This window comes from Mesobacillus zeae, assembly GCF_003570705.1.
Classification (GTDB): domain Bacteria; phylum Bacillota; class Bacilli; order Bacillales; family Cytobacillaceae; genus Mesobacillus_C; species Mesobacillus_C zeae.
In genome coordinates, this window is sequence record NZ_QWVT01000024.1 from 107,811 (window position 1) to 122,504 (window position 14,694).

The window sequence follows — 14,694 nt, forward strand, 5'->3', positions numbered from 1 at the left end:
TATAAAGCGGGGAATGCTGTCCGGCGCTTTATTTTGGGATTAGTAGGTGGAATTAATGAATACGGAAAAGTTATCAGAGCGGCTGACAGCAGTCGCAGAATATATTCCTTCAGGGAGCAGGATTGCTGATATAGGATCGGACCATGCCTATTTGCCGTGTTATGCTGTCAAAACAGGGGCAGTTTCTTTTGCTGTGGCAGGAGAAGTAGCAAAGGGGCCTTATCTGTCAGCAGCCAGCCAGGTCAAGAAGGAAGGGCTGACCAAGAAAATTGATGTTAGGAAAGGGGATGGCCTTGAGGTTGTAACCCCCGGAGAAGTGGACTGCATAACAATCGCCGGAATGGGGGGCGCCCTTATTGCCAGCATCCTTGAGAATGGAAAGGATAAGCTTGGAGAAGTTAAGAGGCTGATTCTGCAGCCCAACGTAGGCGCATTCGCTGTAAGGGAATGGCTGATCAGAAACAAATGGGAACTGATATCTGAAAGAATTTTGAAAGAAGACGGAAAGATTTATGAAATCCTTGCAGCCGAAAGAGGCGAGCCTCTACGGCCTTACACTGAGGAGAATTTTACGGCGGAAAAATTTTTCGGCCCGTTCCTGCTGAAGGAATGCAATGAATCATTTAGGGAAAAGTGGAATGCTGAATTGTTGAATTGGGAGAGAATCCTGGAGCAGCTGAAGGAAGCGGGACACAGCGAAGGTACGGAAAATAAAAAGCAGGAAATTCAGGCGAAAATCTTGATGACAGAGGAGGCCCTAAGCCAGTGAAAAAAGTGAATGGACATGAAATCATTGCCCTTTTTGAACAGTTTGCGCCAAAAGCATATGCAATGGAAGGCGATAAAGTGGGCCTTCAGGTTGGTTCCCTTAAGGGAACCGTAAAGAATGTCATGGTAACGCTGGACGTTCTTGAAGATGTTATTGATGAAGCGATTGAAAAAAATGTCCAGCTAATCATTGCCCACCATCCGCCTATTTTCAGGCCGCTTCAGAAAGTAACTTCCGATACTGCCGCCGGCCGAATTGTAACCAAGCTAATTAAACACGACATCGCGGTATACGCTGCGCACACGAATCTCGATGTTGCGCCAGGAGGAGTCAATGATCTGCTAGCATCAGCGCTGGGGCTCCGTGATGCGGAGGTTCTTGTCCCTACTTTTGAGGATAAACTGAAGAAGCTAGTGGTTTACGTACCCAATGAACATGCAGAAACGCTGCGTGAAGCGCTCGGAAGGGCTGGTGCAGGAGCTATAGGGGACTACAGCCACTGTTCGTTCTCCGCCGATGGAACAGGAAGATTCCTTCCGGGGGAAGGAACAAATCCTTACATCGGAGAAAAGGGAAAGATTGAAGCTGTAGGTGAAACAAGGATTGAGACCATTTATCCTGAAAGCATCGAAAAGAGAGTGCTGGGGTCCATTCTCCGCGCCCATCCTTATGAAGAGGCAGCATACGATGTGTATCACCTCGGAAACAAAGGTGAGGAACTTGGGCTTGGCCGGATTGGAAAAGTAGACGAAATGACACTGCAAGAATTTGCCGAGCATGTGAAGCAGGCGCTTGATGTGGAATCCCTCCGGGTTGTCGGTGACCTAAATGCAAAAATCAACAAAGTTGCTGTGCTTGGCGGAGATGGAAACAAATATTTTTCGCAAGCAAAGTTCAGGGGTGCCGACGTATATGTCACAGGGGACATTTATTATCATACTGCTCACGATGCGCTCATGGCAGGATTGAATATGGTTGACTCGGGGCATCACGTGGAAAAAGTCATGAAGGCCGGGACGGCAAAAGTGCTCACCGATTTGTGCATTGAAAAAGGGTACGATGTTTTTATCTTTCCTTCGCAAATAAATACCGATCCATTCAAGTTTCTTTGACATTATGACAAAAAAAATCCCGGACCATTCATTTGGCCGGGATTTTTTTTAGTTACGGGTAACGTTTTTTTAGACTTCCTTTAGTCGTGACGGTGTGCTCCAGTCCATACGGCGCTTAACGTGCGCTTCCGCTTTTCTTTGTCTAGCTATAGCGCCCAGCGCCTAGTGGACTTCGCCCACCTCCCTACGATAAGTCAACATCGAATCGCTCCGCTCTTCGTGTTTCCTTTATCTCAGTCATTAAAAGGCGAGGCGACTGTCCAGCCCCGACAAGCATAAGATGGACTGCGGCGTGGCGTAGTTTGCCACAAAGCAGTACAGCTTATGACCTCGAGGGGCTAGGAGCCGCAGCTAGATTGGGTGTGCTCCAGTCCATACGGCGCTTAACGGGCGCTTTCGCTTTTCTTTGTCCAGCTGTAGCGCCCAGCGCCTAGTGGACTTCGCCCACCTTCCTACGATAAGTCAACATCGAATCGCGCTGCTCTTCGTGTTTCCTTTATCTCAGTCGGTGTGCTCCAGTCCATACGGCGCTTAACGGGCGCTTTCGCTTTTCTTGACTTTCGGTAGGATTTTATTCAGTGGCACTTTCTTTTCCTTTGCCCATGTACTTTCATCTTCCTCACTGTACTGTTCCAGAAAAGTGATGACTTCCTTCGTGATTGGCGTCGGGGTAGAGGCGCCTGCTGTTACGGCGACTGTTTTTGCGCCTTTTAGCCAATCCAGTTTCAGTTCGGATATATCGGCAATCCTGTAAGCTTTTGTACCTGCTATTTCTTCCGAGACCTGGGCAAGCCTGTTGGAGTTGTTGCTCTTAGGGTCTCCAACCACTATTAGCACGTCGGCATTTTCAGCCTGTTGGGCTACCGCTTCTTGGCGGACTTGGGTGGCCATGCATATTTCCCTGTGGACTTCGGCCTGAGGGTATTTTTCTTTCACCCTTTCCATAATGTCCGCGACATCCCATTGGCTCATTGTTGTCTGGTTCGTCACAATGAGTTTTGGTGACTGAACATCGAGTGCCGAAGCATCGGCCTCCGTTTCTACAAGATGCACGTGATCAGGAGAAACGCCTATCGCACCTTCCGGCTCTGGATGGCCTTTTTTACCGATATATATAACCTCATATCCCTCTGCTGTTTTTTCAAGGATTAAATCATGGGTTTTGGTTACATCCGGGCATGTGGCATCAATTGTAACAAGTCCCTTTTTAACAGCAAGCTCCCTTACTTCAGGGGAGATTCCGTGTGCGGTGAAAATCACTGTCCCGTTCTCAACTTGGTCAAGAATTTCCATTCGGTTATTTCCGTCGAGCGTGATGATTCCTTCTTCTGCGAACGCATCGGTCACATGTTTGTTATGAACGATCATTCCAAGTATATAAATAGGCCTCGGCAGGCTTTTATCCAATGCCGCGTTCCTAGCTATAACCATGGCGTCTACAACCCCATAGCAATAGCCTCGCGGCGAAATTTTGATTACATTCATTGGCCATCCTCCTGGAGATAACTCTGTTTCCATGCCCTTATTATATAAAACTTAAAAACAGAATACAAAAATACTTTTCTCCAGGCGGGAATTGCAGGTTTTTAAACGTAAAGTTTAGGAAGAGAAGCTCCTCTTGCCTTAGCTTGTGTTTTTCCTTTTTTTTTCGGGGATTCCATTTTATGCACTTCTTTGCTATGTGCTATCTCGGCTATGTCAGGGCTTAATGTTTCTGCCCCTTTATCCTCATTGTCCTGGCCTTCACTATCATGATCGGGAGCGTTCTTCAGCTCTCTGTAAAGCTTCCACATCGATGGCAGGTTTCGTACAAGCGGCCCGTATTGCTTAACCATGGGGCCGAATGTCTGTGCTGTCCTCAAAACCTGCTGGGTATTTGCCAAAAATCCATTGATGGATCCAGGATTGGCAAATGCTTGCAACAACCCTCCGCCTGTTCTTCCTGCCGCGCCCGCGCCAGGGAAACTTGCCATTCCTCCTGACGGGTTCCCCCTTCCGAGCAGTCTTGCAAGAAGGCCTCCGCCTTGTCTTGCCCGCCTGCCCATCCCCGCCAGGGGACCTGCTCCTGGCATCCTGCCTGAGGGGAAGCCTAGTCTTGCGCTGCCTGGGCCAAACCCGGTATAACCCGGTCCAATGAAGCCTGGAGACGGGCTCATCATCCCTGGCCCTATTTGCATCCGGGGTCCGTATCGCATCTTCACTCCTCCTTTTCAAAATGTCTCTCATTTTAGAATATGCATTTTCATCCATTTGGTTTGGGAAAATGAGGGACAGCAGTGGATATATAGGTTTGTTTTTTTCGGGATAACGGTTAAGATAAACTTAATTGGAGATTTCCTCAGTTGTTTATTATAATGATGTGATGGACCTGCAAAATTCGACCAGTGCATGAACTCCAGAAACGAATTAAAAGGAGCTTGTAATATGAATGATACAAAGTTTGAGAAATACCGGTTTCAGCCATTTATCATAGAGGCAGTCAGAGAGCTTGGCTTTTATGAACCAACCGAAATCCAAGAACGGATAATTCCAGTCATTTTAAAAGGCGTCAGCGCGATTGGCCAGTCACAGACGGGGACAGGGAAGACCCACGCATATATTCTCCCGGTCATTGAAGGGATTGACCCTTCTAAAAATGAGGTTCAGGCTGTAATTACTGCACCGACAAGGGAGCTTGCAAACCAGATTTACCAGGAAATCCTGAAGATAACAGAGTTTGCGCCGGAGAGTGGCAAAATTACGGCACGTTGTTTTGTAGGCGGTACGGATAAGCAGAGAATGATCGACAAGCTGAAGACTCAGCCGCATATCGTCGTTGGAACGCCGGGAAGGATCAATGACCTTGTGAAAGAACAGGCACTAAATCTCCATAAGGCATCGTTTCTAATCGTGGACGAAGCGGATCTGATGCTCGACATGGGATTTATTCATGATGTTGACCAATTTGCCGCGAGGATGCCAGAAAAGCTGCAAATGCTTGTTTTTTCTGCAACTATCCCTGAAAAGCTGAAGCCTTTCCTGAAAAAGTACATGGAGAACCCTAAATACATTCAAATAGATCCGAGCCAGGCGGCAGCCCAAAATATTGAGCACTTGATCATGCCGACAAGGCACAGGAATAAAACAAGCCTTATCCATTCTGCTCTTACAGCATTCAATCCATATCTGGCAATTGTGTTCACAAACACGAAGAAAAAAGCAGATGAAGTAGCAGATGCGCTGCTTGCACAGGGAGTGAAGGTCGGCAGAATCCATGGTGACTTAAATCCGCGTGAACGCAAAAGAGTCATGAAACAGGTCAAAGACCTGGAGTTTCAATATATTGTCGCAACAGACCTTGCTGCAAGGGGAATCGACATTGAAGGCGTCAGCCATATCATCAACTACGAGCTTCCTCCTGATCTTGATTTTTATATTCACAGGGTGGGAAGGACAGCAAGGGCAGGTCAATCTGGGATTGCCCTCACCGTTTATGAAACCTCTGATGAGGATGCCCTAAACAGGCTGGAAAAAATGGGAATCACCTTTAAGAGCGTTGATATCCAAAAAGGTGAATGGGTAGAAATCGGTGAAAGAAACAAGCGGAAAAAGCGGAAAAAGCAGGATGACGAAACAGATGCGCGGGCGCAATCCCTTGTCCGGAAACCGGCAAAAGTTAAGCCAGGTTACAAAAAGAAAATGCAGGCTGATATTAAGAAAATAAAAAAACGTGCGAGACGGCTTCAAAATAGAAAATAGGCGACAAACAAACGCCTTCCAGTAAAAGGGAGAGATGGAATAGTGAAAATCGGTTCGCATGTATCAATGAGCGGAAAGAAAATGCTCCTTGCCGCAAGTGAAGAAGCGGTATCCTATGGTGCCAACACCTTCATGATTTACACTGGGGCACCTCAAAACACTAGACGAAAAAAGATAGAAGACCTTAATATTGAAGCTGGAAGAAGGCATATGGAGGAAAATGGGATTGAAGAAATCATCGTCCATGCCCCTTACATCATCAATATTGGAAACAGTGAAAATGCCAGTACATTTGAGTTGGGCGTCCGTTTCTTGCGCAGTGAAATAGAACGGACGGAAGCCATCGGCGCCAAGCAGATCGTTCTCCATCCAGGAGCACATATCGGCGCGGGCACTGAGACTGGGATTAAAAAGATCGTTGAAGGGATCAATGAGGTGCTGACAGGAAATGAAAAGCTCCAGATTGCCCTCGAAACGATGGCCGGAAAAGGATCGGAGTGTGGAAAAAACTTTGAAGAGCTTGCCATGATTATGGATGGGGTTACCTATAATGATAAGCTTTCGGTTTGTTTCGACACCTGCCATACGCATGATGCAGGATATGATATTGTTGGCGATTTTGACGGTGTTTTGGAAGAATTCGATAAAATCATCGGTCTTGACAGGCTGAAGGTCCTTCATATCAATGACAGCAAAAATGCGAGGGGAATGAAAAAAGACCGCCACGAAAACATTGGTTTCGGTCACATCGGGTTTGAGGCATTAAGCTATATCGTTCATCATCCCCGGCTTGAGAATATCCCGAAAATCCTTGAGACTCCGTATGTCGGAGAGGATAAAAATAATAAAAAAGCACCATATAAAAATGAAATTGAAATGCTTAAGAACAAGAAATTCGAAGAGAACCTGCTGAATTTGATTCTGCAGGGATAAAGATAACCAAAAGGGAAAAGGTGCCTGTTGGCAGCTTTTCCCTTTTTTTTGTCGCTTTATTGCTTTTTTGCAAACTGAAGAAACAGTTTGTTCACTTCTCTGGCTGTTTGGGGGCCGGCAACGACGGCAATTTGTTTAACAAGAGAAGTCCGTTCCTGGTCATCAAAAATATTGACGTCTTTCCCCCTGAGATAATCAGCAAGTTTCACTGCCTGCAGCCTGGTAATCTTAACATCGAATTGGGAAGCATACTTCAACAATTCTTCTGCAGTAATGGTGTTTATTTTATGATTAATGATGGTCTCAAAAATTTTCAATATCATCACTCCTCATAGAAGCGTATGATGCGTTTGGTGATTGCGTGACTAAAAAAGCAAGCCTGGTAAAAAATTTTTCTGTTTGGCCGATAGACCGGGCCAGACAGTTTACAAACAGTGCTTATTCCGTTATACTACAGAATGTAAATCGTAATGATTCTTATTTTGCGGGTGAATGATATGAAAAAGAAATACCCATTGATCGAGATAAAAGGTTTATCGTACCGTTATGATAAAGAAAACGTACTTGAAAATGTAAATCTTGAAATAGAAAGAGGAACCTTTCTTGCGGTTGTCGGACCGAATGGCTCCGGGAAATCAACGCTGTTAAAGCTGATTCTGGGACTTCTGAAGCCGCAAAAAGGTGAAATCAGGATGTTTGGTAAAGATATCAGCCAATTCAGGGAAAGGCAAAAAATAGGTTTTGTATCCCAAAAAGCGAATTCTTTCAATTCTGGTTTTCCTGCAACGGTTTTTGAAGTTGTTTCCAGTGGTTTGACAAAGAAAATGGGGCTGTTTCGCTTCATGAAAAGGGCGGACCGCGAAAAGGTTGACCTGTCCATTTCAGCTGTTGGAATGGAGAAATTCGCCGACAGGAATATCGGGGAACTCTCGGGAGGACAGCAGCAAAGAGTGTTTATTGCCAGGGCGCTTGTGAGCGAGCCTGAACTGCTCGTTCTGGATGAACCTACAGTGGGTGTTGATGCCAAAAGTGTGCAGTCGTTTTATGAATTGCTTGGCAAGCTAAACAAGGATAAAGGCCTTACGCTGTTGATGGTAACCCATGACATAGGAGCTGTATCCGACAAAGTAACAACCGTCGCTTGTTTGAACAAGGAACTGTTTTTCCACGGAAGCACGAGGGAGTTTGAGGAGCAGAAGATGGAGGATTTGTCTGGAATTTACGGACACGGTGTCCGTGTTCTCTCTCATGACCATCATAATGGGAAAAATGGGGAGGACATAAAGTGATTACAGGATTAATGGAATATGAATTTTTGCAAAATGCTTTTTTGGCAGGCATGGTCATTGGGGTAGTTGCCCCGCTTTTAGGTGTTTTTGTTGTCGTACGAAGGCTTTCGCTTATTGCTGATGCCTTAAGTCATGTGACGCTTGCAGGAATTGCGTTCAGTCTTCTTCTCGGCAAACAAACAGTCGTTTTCAGCGGCATTAACCCGCTGTACATGGGTATGGCTTTCTCTGTTGCAGGTTCGCTTTTTATAGAAAAATTGCGTACTGTTTACAAGCACTACCAGGAGCTTGCAATACCGATCATTCTGTCAAGCGGAATTGGACTTGGGGTTATATTCATATCCCTTGCAGACGGCTTCAATACAGATTTATTCAGCTATTTGTTTGGCAGTGTGAGTGCCGTCAGCAGGACAGACCTGTGGACAGTTGTGCTGATCAGCATCGCTGTCATTGCGGTTATCGGTTTATTGTATAAAGAACTGTTCCTGCTTTCATTTGATGAAGAATATGCACGCGCAACGGGAATTCCAGCAAAAGCTATCCACTTTATTTTTATTGTAATGGTTGCGCTGGTCATTGCGGCATCTATGAGGATCGTCGGTGTCCTTCTTGTTTCATCTCTTATGACCCTCCCAGTTGCGGCCAGTATCAGGATTGCCAAAGGATTCCGTCAGGCCATTCTCTATTCCGTATTGTTCGGGGAAGCTGCGGTGCTAGGCGGACTTGTCCTTTCCTACAATCTCGACCTTGCACCAGGAGGAACGATTGTCATGATAGCCGTGCTGATTCTGGTCATTACGGTATTGTGGAAAAAAATGCGAACCTCAAGTGCTGTATAAAACGGGGGTGATGAAATGAATGTAAATGAAGCGATGAACCTGCTGAAAGATAAAGGCTATAAACACACCGGGAAAAGGGAGGAAATGCTCCAGCTGTTCTCGGAAAGCAATAAATATTTAACAGCGAGAGATGTGCTAGAGAAAATGAAGGATCAGTACCCTGGCCTGAGCTTTGATACCATCTACCGGAATCTTTCTTTATTTGCTGAACTTGGCGTCCTGGAGATGACAGAGCTGTCGGGGGAAAAGCACTTCCGCTTTACATGTTCTCATGATCTTCATCATCATCATTTTATTTGCCTTGACTGTGGAAAAACGAAAGAAATTGAAATGTGCCCTATGAAGGCGCTGCCTGATAATCTTGGTGGTTACGATATCTCGGGACATAAGTTTGAGATTTACGGACGCTGTCCTGAGTGTCATTCTTGATTTTAAGGCCATTCTAAAAGCCGCACATTAAATAAAACAGCCCTTGCCATGAAGTTGGCAAGGGCGTTTTTATATTCTTAAGTGTTATTGCGCAACCAGTTTTCAACCCAAACATTCGCTTCCTCCCAATTATTCACTCTTGCTACTCCATCTGGAATTGGCTCCTGGTTATAGGGAGTATTAAAGAGAATGACTGGAATGTTGCATTCTTCATTGATTGTAACAGCGTTATCGTGCTTGTCTTCAAAAAAGATGTCTACTTCAAAAGTTTTAGCAGCCGCGACTTTATCGTGGCTCCCAATCAGTTCAATATGGTGATACAGCAGTTCATTGCTGCTGAACCAATCTTTTGTCAGTTCAAGGAGGTGATTGCCCCTTGCGCTTATAAAGTACAGTTCGTGCTGTTTTTCCCAGGATCGCAAGGTTTGTTTCGCTCCCTTGGCTAAAGGGGAAGTACTGTAGATGGCTGGTTCGTTTTTCACGAACCATTCCGCAAATTCTTTCCGGCTTACTGTCACTAATGGCAGCAAATCATATTGTTTGATGTCCTGGAGTGTGATATTCAACTGGAAGTCCCTGTTAAGAAACGGAACCATGGAAGAGGGGCAGGTTACTGTTCCGTCAATATCGATGCCAAACCTTTTTTTCATCCGAGATGTCTCCTTGAATGTATGTTTTAGTCTATTTTATCAAAAAAACCTGCTGTCCCATACAAAGTCTTCCGCTTTTCTTCAAACGAGTTAAACATTGACATATTAAATCAATGACGGTCTGTAAACAATAAGACTGCTCCACAATGAAAGCGAGGGATTAGAGTGGCAGATCAAAACCGGAACAATGATAAGCAGCAATATATAAACGAACCAAAACTTTCCAGCGGTAGAACTTGGGGCACTGAACCGGGTGCAGGCTACCAGTCTTCAGACACTGGATATGGCACAGGCAATTATGACACAAGCAGCACTGACTCAGGCAAGAGCTCTTCTTCAATTGGCAAGGGCTCTAATAACTCAAGATCTGGGACAAATAATAGTTCTGGACGCATGGGTTCAGGCTTTGACTCAAACAACCGTTCATCAACGGGCGGTGGCGGCTTTGGCACAAGTAGCTCATCCGGGACGGATTTTAGCTCTGGGCGGATGAGTTCAAGCTCTGATTCAGGCAGCCGTTCATCCGCTGGGGACAACTCAGGAGCGAGCCAATTGTCATCAGGGACCGGCTCAAACATAAGCTATACGTCATCTAGTATGTCCGGGAGAAATATCTCTTCAGAATCTGATATACCTGATTCAGCAGAATTTGATCAAATCTCTGTTACGAACCAAAATGGAATTCGTGACCGCCAAGATGGGTACCGAGAAGAGACTGCAGCCGAAATCGCTGCGCCTGTAAGCGGCCTGCGGGAAAGAACAGCAAAACAAGAAGGATCAGCTGAAACAGATACCGAGAACAGCGGCATGATAATGGGATTTTCCGCACTTGCGCTGTCTATCCTTTCTTTATTCGTATTGCCTGTTTTTCTTGGAATCGCAGGGATGGTGCTTGGTTACGTTGCTATAAAAAGAGGAGCACGTTCACTTGGAGGTTGGGCTATTGGGGTTGGGGCAGTATCAATTATTATTGGTCTGTTCATCCTGCCGTTTTACCGATAGATAATGTGGAGCAAAAAAAGCCCGGGATTGTTCTCCGGGCTTTCTTTTATGAATTAGCCATTTCTGCCAGCTTTTCTGCTGCAATCTTGTCAATTTCCTTTTTCAATTCATCAACAAGCTGATCTTCAGGAACCTTTCGGACAATCTCTCCTTTGCGGAACAGAAGGCCTTCTCCACGCGCACCTGCAATGCCTATATCCGCCTCACGGGCTTCCCCCGGGCCGTTTACGGCACAACCAAGTACAGCGACTTTTATAGGTGCTTTAATCGTACTGATATACTCTTCCACTTCATTGGCAATACTGATCAAGTCAATCTCAATTCTGCCGCATGTCGGGCAGGAAATGAGGGTAGCGGCGTTTGCAGCAAGACCGAAGCTTTTCAGCAGCTCCCGGGCCACTTTTACTTCCTCGACAGGATCAGCGCTCAGACTGATGCGGAGCGTATTTCCAATCCCCTTACTTAGAATGGCACCTAAACCGGCTGCACTTTTTACAGTTCCGGCAAACAGTGTGCCTGACTCCGTAATGCCAAGGTGAAGCGGATAATCAAAAGCTTTGGCTGCCTTTTCATATGCTTCGATGGCCAGATTAACGTCTGATGCCTTCATCGAAACGATAATGTCATGAAAGTCGAGGTCTTCAAGAATCTTAATATGATGAAGGGCGCTTTCAACCATTCCGTCAGCCGTTGGGTAGCCGTATTTTTCAAGAATCCGGCGTTCCAGCGATCCGGCATTCACGCCAATCCGGATAGGGATTCCGCGCTCTTTTGCAGCATTGACCACTGCTTCAACCTTTTCGCGCTTACCGATATTGCCGGGATTAATCCGGATTTTGTCGGCACCGCCTTCAATTGCTTTCAATGCCAGCCTGTAATCGAAATGGATATCGACTACGAGCGGGATATTGATCTGCTTCTTGATGTCTGCAATGGCGTTTGCTGCCCGTTCATCGGGGCAAGCAACTCTGACAATCTGACAGCCGGCTTCTTCGAGGCGCTTGATTTCAGCAACCGTTGCCTCGACGTCATGTGTTTTGGTGGTAGTCATGCTTTGGATGATCACTTCATTATTCCCGCCTATCGTAAGGTTTCCTACTTTGACAGGCCGTGTCTTGGTTCGATGTATGATTTCACTCAATGGTGATTCGCTCCTTTGTGAACGTTAAATGGACTTAAAGATAAATGTCCTGACTCTATTTTATCAGTGTATCCCAAACCTTGACAAGGAATGTTAACTGCGTCCCTCTTTAGTCGGCCTGGCCGTAATCTGGAAATTTGTATGTCTTACCGAAATTTATATTCTCAGGTCTTTTCCCGTTTAATTTTTGGAAATCATCTACCGCTTTCGTCACAGGTACGGGAAGTGGCCCGCCGATTTGTTTTTCGAGAACGGAAAGAACAGTATCGCCGGGCTTTACTTTATAATTGAAGTAGGCTAAATTGCTTGTTCCTTCAGGCTTTGCATCCGTTTGTTGGATGCTTGCAGGTTTAGAGCCGCCCACGACTGTTGGAATGGTGCCAACGGTTAAATCGATATATATTGAATAAATTAGCATCAACAGTAATAAAAGGCCGCCAATCCGCTTCATCGAAAATTACCTCCTAAATGGGGTTTGTCCATTTTATGCAGGAGGGAGGAAAAATAGAACAAAAAAACACCCGAAATTCGGGTGCGTTTATTGCTTTTTAGCTTTTTTTGAAGCTGGAACTTCCTTTATAGCCAGCAATAAAATGGTCGCTGAAACAAACCAGTTAATCATGAAGCCTGACGGCACCTGCGTTTTCAGCAGTGCCATAATGGTGAAAAATGTGGTGGACATGGTGATGCTGTATGCAGACATTCTCCAGAGATGCCTGTATTGGAGTTTTCGGCCCGCAAGGTTTTTTAACAGCAGTCCGAAAAATGCCAGGAATGTCACTTCGATGAATTTCATCCCTAAGTATGTAATATAGAGCGTCAGAACCAGAATGGGAATGAAAATAGCCAGGGAATCATTTGCGAACGTGAAAAAGCTTTCGACGTCTTTATTGCTGAATGGCGCACCTGCAAACATAGTATAGGGAATGGTTTCATTCTTACCGCCAACAGTCCAAACCAATTCATTCTTTAAAAAAGCGAGTGTCTCACCCATTGCCCGAATATCGGAAGGCTCCAGGGCTCCGCTGGAATCAACGACAATGCCAAGGTCTCCTTTTCTTTCACTGTAAGGTTCCTTGTTCTCTGAACTCAGCACGCCATCTTCAATGACGAAGGAAGGGACATCTTCGCTGAAGGACTCTTTAACCGCCGACACACTTGTCGCAACTTCTTTGCTGTAATATACCATGTCGGGAAGAGAGAATATGAGTGTGAGAAGGAAAACGTAAAGGATTGACTTTCCAATCCCCTGAAAACGAAACATAGCTATATCTTTTGGGGAGAAAAGGCTTTTATAATACTGTTTGAAGATATTCAATCATTTCACGTCCTTTACTAGATTCAGGCTTTATTTTATCCCTAAGGGGGCGGATTAACAAGTAATAAATGGGTGTTCAAACTTCTTGGTAAAATAAGCGGAGACTGATAAAATAATGTTGTGCTGTGTCCTGTTTGAAAATGGAAACGCAGCTTAATACGGTATGAGGAGTATGGAATGGATTATCTTTATTGGGGTATAATCATCATTTTGTTTATTGCAGCGTTTGCAGCGCTTGTTATTCCCATTATTCCGGGGGTTCTGGCTTTGCTGGGCGGTTTTATTCTTTACGGGGTATTTTTTACTTTCGAACCATTTAACTGGCTGTTCTGGACAATACAGGGGCTGTTTGTCATCCTGTTATTCGGCGTGGACTATGCGGCTAATATGCTTGGGGTGAAAAAGTTCGGTGGATCAAAGGCCGGGATATGGGGAAGCACGATTGGGCTACTCATCGGCCCGTTTGTGGTCCCGCTTGCGGGAATCATAATTGGTCCATTTCTCGGGGCCACACTTGCGGAAATGATTGTCCATAAAAAAGGGATCACTGAAGCGGCCCAAATTGGTATTGGATCTGTTGTCGGGTTTATCAGCAGTGTTGTGACAAAGGGTGTCATCCAGGCTGCCATGCTGATTTATTTCTTTATACTCGTTCTCTAAGCAGAAAAGGATCGCCCTAATGGGTGATCCTTTTTTAAGGGGATTAATTCAATCCGCAAATTTCATACGGACAGTTCTGGCAATCCACTTCCCGTTTCAGGTAGGCCAGATCTTTAACTGTGAATTTAAGCTGGTCGTAGGAGATTACCCCAAGTTCCCTTAGTTCTTTCAGCATTCGCTGGACAACTTCCCTTGTCCCAAATGTAAGGTTGGCTAGTTCCTGGTGGGTCAATGGCAAATCGATGAGAATGCCGTCGCTGGTCATAACACCATAGCTGTTACAAAGCCTGATTAAGATGGAGTATAGGCCGCCTTTTTTCCCATTCATAATCAGGTCCTGGCATTTCATCTGTGCTTTCAGGTAACGAGTGCCAAGCCAGCTGACAAGTGCATTCATAGCAATTTTTTCACTTTGGACGAATTCCTCGAAAAGCTCTCTTTTCACCGTGATCACTTCACAGTCGGTTAAAGCCTTGGCGGAGAAAAAGTAGCGTGGGGAATGTTTGAAAAGGTCGTACTCGAGCATCATTTCTTCCCCGTTCAGGATCTTCATGATGAATTCCTTTCCTTTCATATGAACACGTCCAATGGAGATTGCTCCGCTCACAATGACATAGACATGCTGGACGGGTTCACCTTCCTGGAAAAGGATTGTATCGCCTTTTATCTTCTGGATAGGTTCCTTATCTATAAAGTGCTGCAGCATTAGGCTGTATAAAGATATGCTTTTTTCCATGAGGATCTTCTCCTTACATTATGCTTTACAATTATGATTTAAAAGAATTGTTCGTACTATGTCAATAGTGTTATGGCA

The 14,694-nt window shown here is 45.3% G+C and carries 17 protein-coding genes; 9 read left to right on the forward strand and 8 right to left on the reverse strand.

Annotated features, from left to right (window positions below; all coding sequences use genetic code 11):
* Positions 1 to 55: 55 nt before the first annotated feature.
* Complete coding sequence (locus tag D1970_RS14530; protein ID WP_119113595.1) at positions 56 to 769, forward strand: tRNA (adenine(22)-N(1))-methyltransferase; 714 nt, start codon at positions 56 to 58, stop codon at positions 767 to 769.
* Positions 766 to 1,881, forward strand: a complete 1,116-nt coding sequence (locus D1970_RS14535; protein ID WP_119113596.1) for a Nif3-like dinuclear metal center hexameric protein — start codon at positions 766 to 768, stop codon at positions 1,879 to 1,881. Before D1970_RS14530 ends, D1970_RS14535 begins: the two co-directional genes overlap by 4 nt.
* Positions 1,882 to 2,412: 531 nt before the next feature.
* Here D1970_RS14535 and D1970_RS14540 read toward each other — a convergent pair.
* Both D1970_RS14540 and vrrA read right to left on the reverse strand, forming a co-directional pair.
* On the reverse strand, positions 2,413 to 3,366 hold the full coding sequence (locus D1970_RS14540) for a 4-hydroxy-3-methylbut-2-enyl diphosphate reductase (RefSeq protein WP_119113597.1): 954 nt from the start codon (positions 3,364 to 3,366) through the stop codon (positions 2,413 to 2,415).
* 101 nt (positions 3,367 to 3,467) lie between these two features.
* Positions 3,468 to 4,076, reverse strand: coding sequence for a VrrA/YqfQ family protein (vrrA, locus tag D1970_RS14545; RefSeq protein WP_246369975.1), 609 nt, complete (start codon positions 4,074 to 4,076; stop codon positions 3,468 to 3,470).
* Positions 4,077 to 4,305: 229 nt separating this feature from the next.
* On the opposite strand from vrrA, the gene D1970_RS14550 reads away from it, so the two are divergent.
* A complete protein-coding gene (locus D1970_RS14550) occupies positions 4,306 to 5,619 on the forward strand; it encodes a DEAD/DEAH box helicase (RefSeq protein WP_119113598.1) in 1,314 nt (437 codons plus the stop codon).
* 39 nt (positions 5,620 to 5,658) lie between these two features.
* A complete protein-coding gene (locus D1970_RS14555; RefSeq protein WP_119113599.1) occupies positions 5,659 to 6,552 on the forward strand; it encodes a deoxyribonuclease IV in 894 nt (297 codons plus the stop codon).
* A gap of 56 nt (positions 6,553 to 6,608) precedes the next feature.
* On the opposite strand, the gene D1970_RS14560 is transcribed toward D1970_RS14555, so the two are convergent.
* On the reverse strand, positions 6,609 to 6,869 hold the full coding sequence (locus D1970_RS14560; protein ID WP_119113600.1) for a DUF2624 domain-containing protein: 261 nt from the start codon (positions 6,867 to 6,869) through the stop codon (positions 6,609 to 6,611).
* A 180-nt stretch (positions 6,870 to 7,049) separates the two neighbouring features.
* Between D1970_RS14560 and D1970_RS14565 the strand changes: the two genes are divergently transcribed.
* The 3 genes from D1970_RS14565 to zur are packed head-to-tail and all read left to right on the forward strand — an operon-like array spanning position 7,050 to position 9,109.
* The gene (locus tag D1970_RS14565) at positions 7,050 to 7,841 is read left to right on the forward strand and encodes a metal ABC transporter ATP-binding protein (protein ID WP_119113749.1); all 792 of its coding nucleotides are present in this window, start codon (positions 7,050 to 7,052) and stop codon (positions 7,839 to 7,841) included.
* Positions 7,842 to 7,852: 11 nt separating this feature from the next.
* Positions 7,853 to 8,680, forward strand: coding sequence for a metal ABC transporter permease (locus D1970_RS14570; RefSeq protein WP_219915603.1), 828 nt, complete (start codon positions 7,853 to 7,855; stop codon positions 8,678 to 8,680).
* A 15-nt stretch (positions 8,681 to 8,695) separates the two neighbouring features.
* A complete protein-coding gene (gene zur, locus D1970_RS14575) occupies positions 8,696 to 9,109 on the forward strand; it encodes a zinc uptake transcriptional repressor Zur (RefSeq protein ID WP_119113602.1) in 414 nt (137 codons plus the stop codon).
* A gap of 77 nt (positions 9,110 to 9,186) precedes the next feature.
* Here zur and D1970_RS14580 read toward each other — a convergent pair whose 3' ends face one another.
* Positions 9,187 to 9,759 (reverse strand): hypothetical protein, encoded by a 573-nt coding sequence (locus D1970_RS14580; protein WP_119113603.1) that lies wholly within the window; start codon positions 9,757 to 9,759, stop codon positions 9,187 to 9,189.
* A 165-nt stretch (positions 9,760 to 9,924) separates the two neighbouring features.
* Here D1970_RS14580 and D1970_RS22060 point away from each other — a divergent pair, with 165 nt between their 5' ends.
* Entirely contained in the window at positions 9,925 to 10,761 is an 837-nt protein-coding gene (locus tag D1970_RS22060) for a DUF308 domain-containing protein (RefSeq protein WP_142921020.1), read from the forward strand.
* Positions 10,762 to 10,807: 46 nt separating this feature from the next.
* On the opposite strand, the gene ispG is transcribed toward D1970_RS22060, so the two are convergent.
* The 3 genes from ispG to D1970_RS14605 all read right to left on the reverse strand — a co-directional run bounded on the left by ispG (position 10,808) and on the right by D1970_RS14605 (position 13,220).
* Positions 10,808 to 11,893 (reverse strand): flavodoxin-dependent (E)-4-hydroxy-3-methylbut-2-enyl-diphosphate synthase, encoded by a 1,086-nt coding sequence (gene ispG, locus D1970_RS14595; RefSeq protein WP_181213223.1) that lies wholly within the window; start codon positions 11,891 to 11,893, stop codon positions 10,808 to 10,810.
* Between the two features lie 118 nt (positions 11,894 to 12,011).
* Positions 12,012 to 12,353: a protein YqfZ gene (gene yqfZ / locus D1970_RS14600; protein WP_119113607.1), complete on the reverse strand. Its 342-nt coding sequence runs from the start codon at positions 12,351 to 12,353 to the stop codon at positions 12,012 to 12,014.
* 87 nt (positions 12,354 to 12,440) lie between these two features.
* Positions 12,441 to 13,220 carry a DUF1189 domain-containing protein gene (locus tag D1970_RS14605; protein ID WP_119113608.1) on the reverse strand — a complete coding sequence of 260 codons (780 nt, stop codon included), beginning with the start codon at positions 13,218 to 13,220 and terminating at the stop codon, positions 12,441 to 12,443.
* 177 nt (positions 13,221 to 13,397) lie between these two features.
* On the opposite strand from D1970_RS14605, the gene D1970_RS14610 reads away from it, so the two are divergent.
* Complete coding sequence (locus D1970_RS14610; protein ID WP_119113609.1) at positions 13,398 to 13,880, forward strand: DUF456 domain-containing protein; 483 nt, start codon at positions 13,398 to 13,400, stop codon at positions 13,878 to 13,880.
* A gap of 43 nt (positions 13,881 to 13,923) precedes the next feature.
* On the opposite strand, the gene D1970_RS14615 is transcribed toward D1970_RS14610, so the two are convergent.
* Positions 13,924 to 14,616 carry a Crp/Fnr family transcriptional regulator gene (locus tag D1970_RS14615; protein WP_119113610.1) on the reverse strand — a complete coding sequence of 231 codons (693 nt, stop codon included), beginning with the start codon at positions 14,614 to 14,616 and terminating at the stop codon, positions 13,924 to 13,926.
* Positions 14,617 to 14,694 lie beyond the last annotated feature (78 nt).

Coding starts and splice junctions, on each gene's coding strand:
- D1970_RS14530 (WP_119113595.1), top strand. CDS start 56: ATGAATACGGAAAAGTTATCAGAGCGGCTGACAGCAGTCGCAGAATAT.
- D1970_RS14540 (WP_119113597.1), bottom strand. CDS start 3,366: ATGAATGTAATCAAAATTTCGCCGCGAGGCTATTGCTATGGGGTTGTA.
- vrrA (WP_246369975.1), bottom strand. CDS start 4,076: ATGCGATACGGACCCCGGATGCAAATAGGGCCAGGGATGATGAGCCCG.
- D1970_RS14550 (WP_119113598.1), top strand. CDS start 4,306: ATGAATGATACAAAGTTTGAGAAATACCGGTTTCAGCCATTTATCATA.
- D1970_RS14565 (WP_119113749.1), top strand. CDS start 7,050: ATGAAAAAGAAATACCCATTGATCGAGATAAAAGGTTTATCGTACCGT.
- D1970_RS14570 (WP_219915603.1), top strand. CDS start 7,853: ATGGAATATGAATTTTTGCAAAATGCTTTTTTGGCAGGCATGGTCATT.
- zur (WP_119113602.1), top strand. CDS start 8,696: ATGAATGTAAATGAAGCGATGAACCTGCTGAAAGATAAAGGCTATAAA.
- D1970_RS14580 (WP_119113603.1), bottom strand. CDS start 9,759: ATGAAAAAAAGGTTTGGCATCGATATTGACGGAACAGTAACCTGCCCC.
- yqfZ (WP_119113607.1), bottom strand. CDS start 12,353: ATGAAGCGGATTGGCGGCCTTTTATTACTGTTGATGCTAATTTATTCA.
- D1970_RS14610 (WP_119113609.1), top strand. CDS start 13,398: ATGGATTATCTTTATTGGGGTATAATCATCATTTTGTTTATTGCAGCG.
- D1970_RS14615 (WP_119113610.1), bottom strand. CDS start 14,616: ATGGAAAAAAGCATATCTTTATACAGCCTAATGCTGCAGCACTTTATA.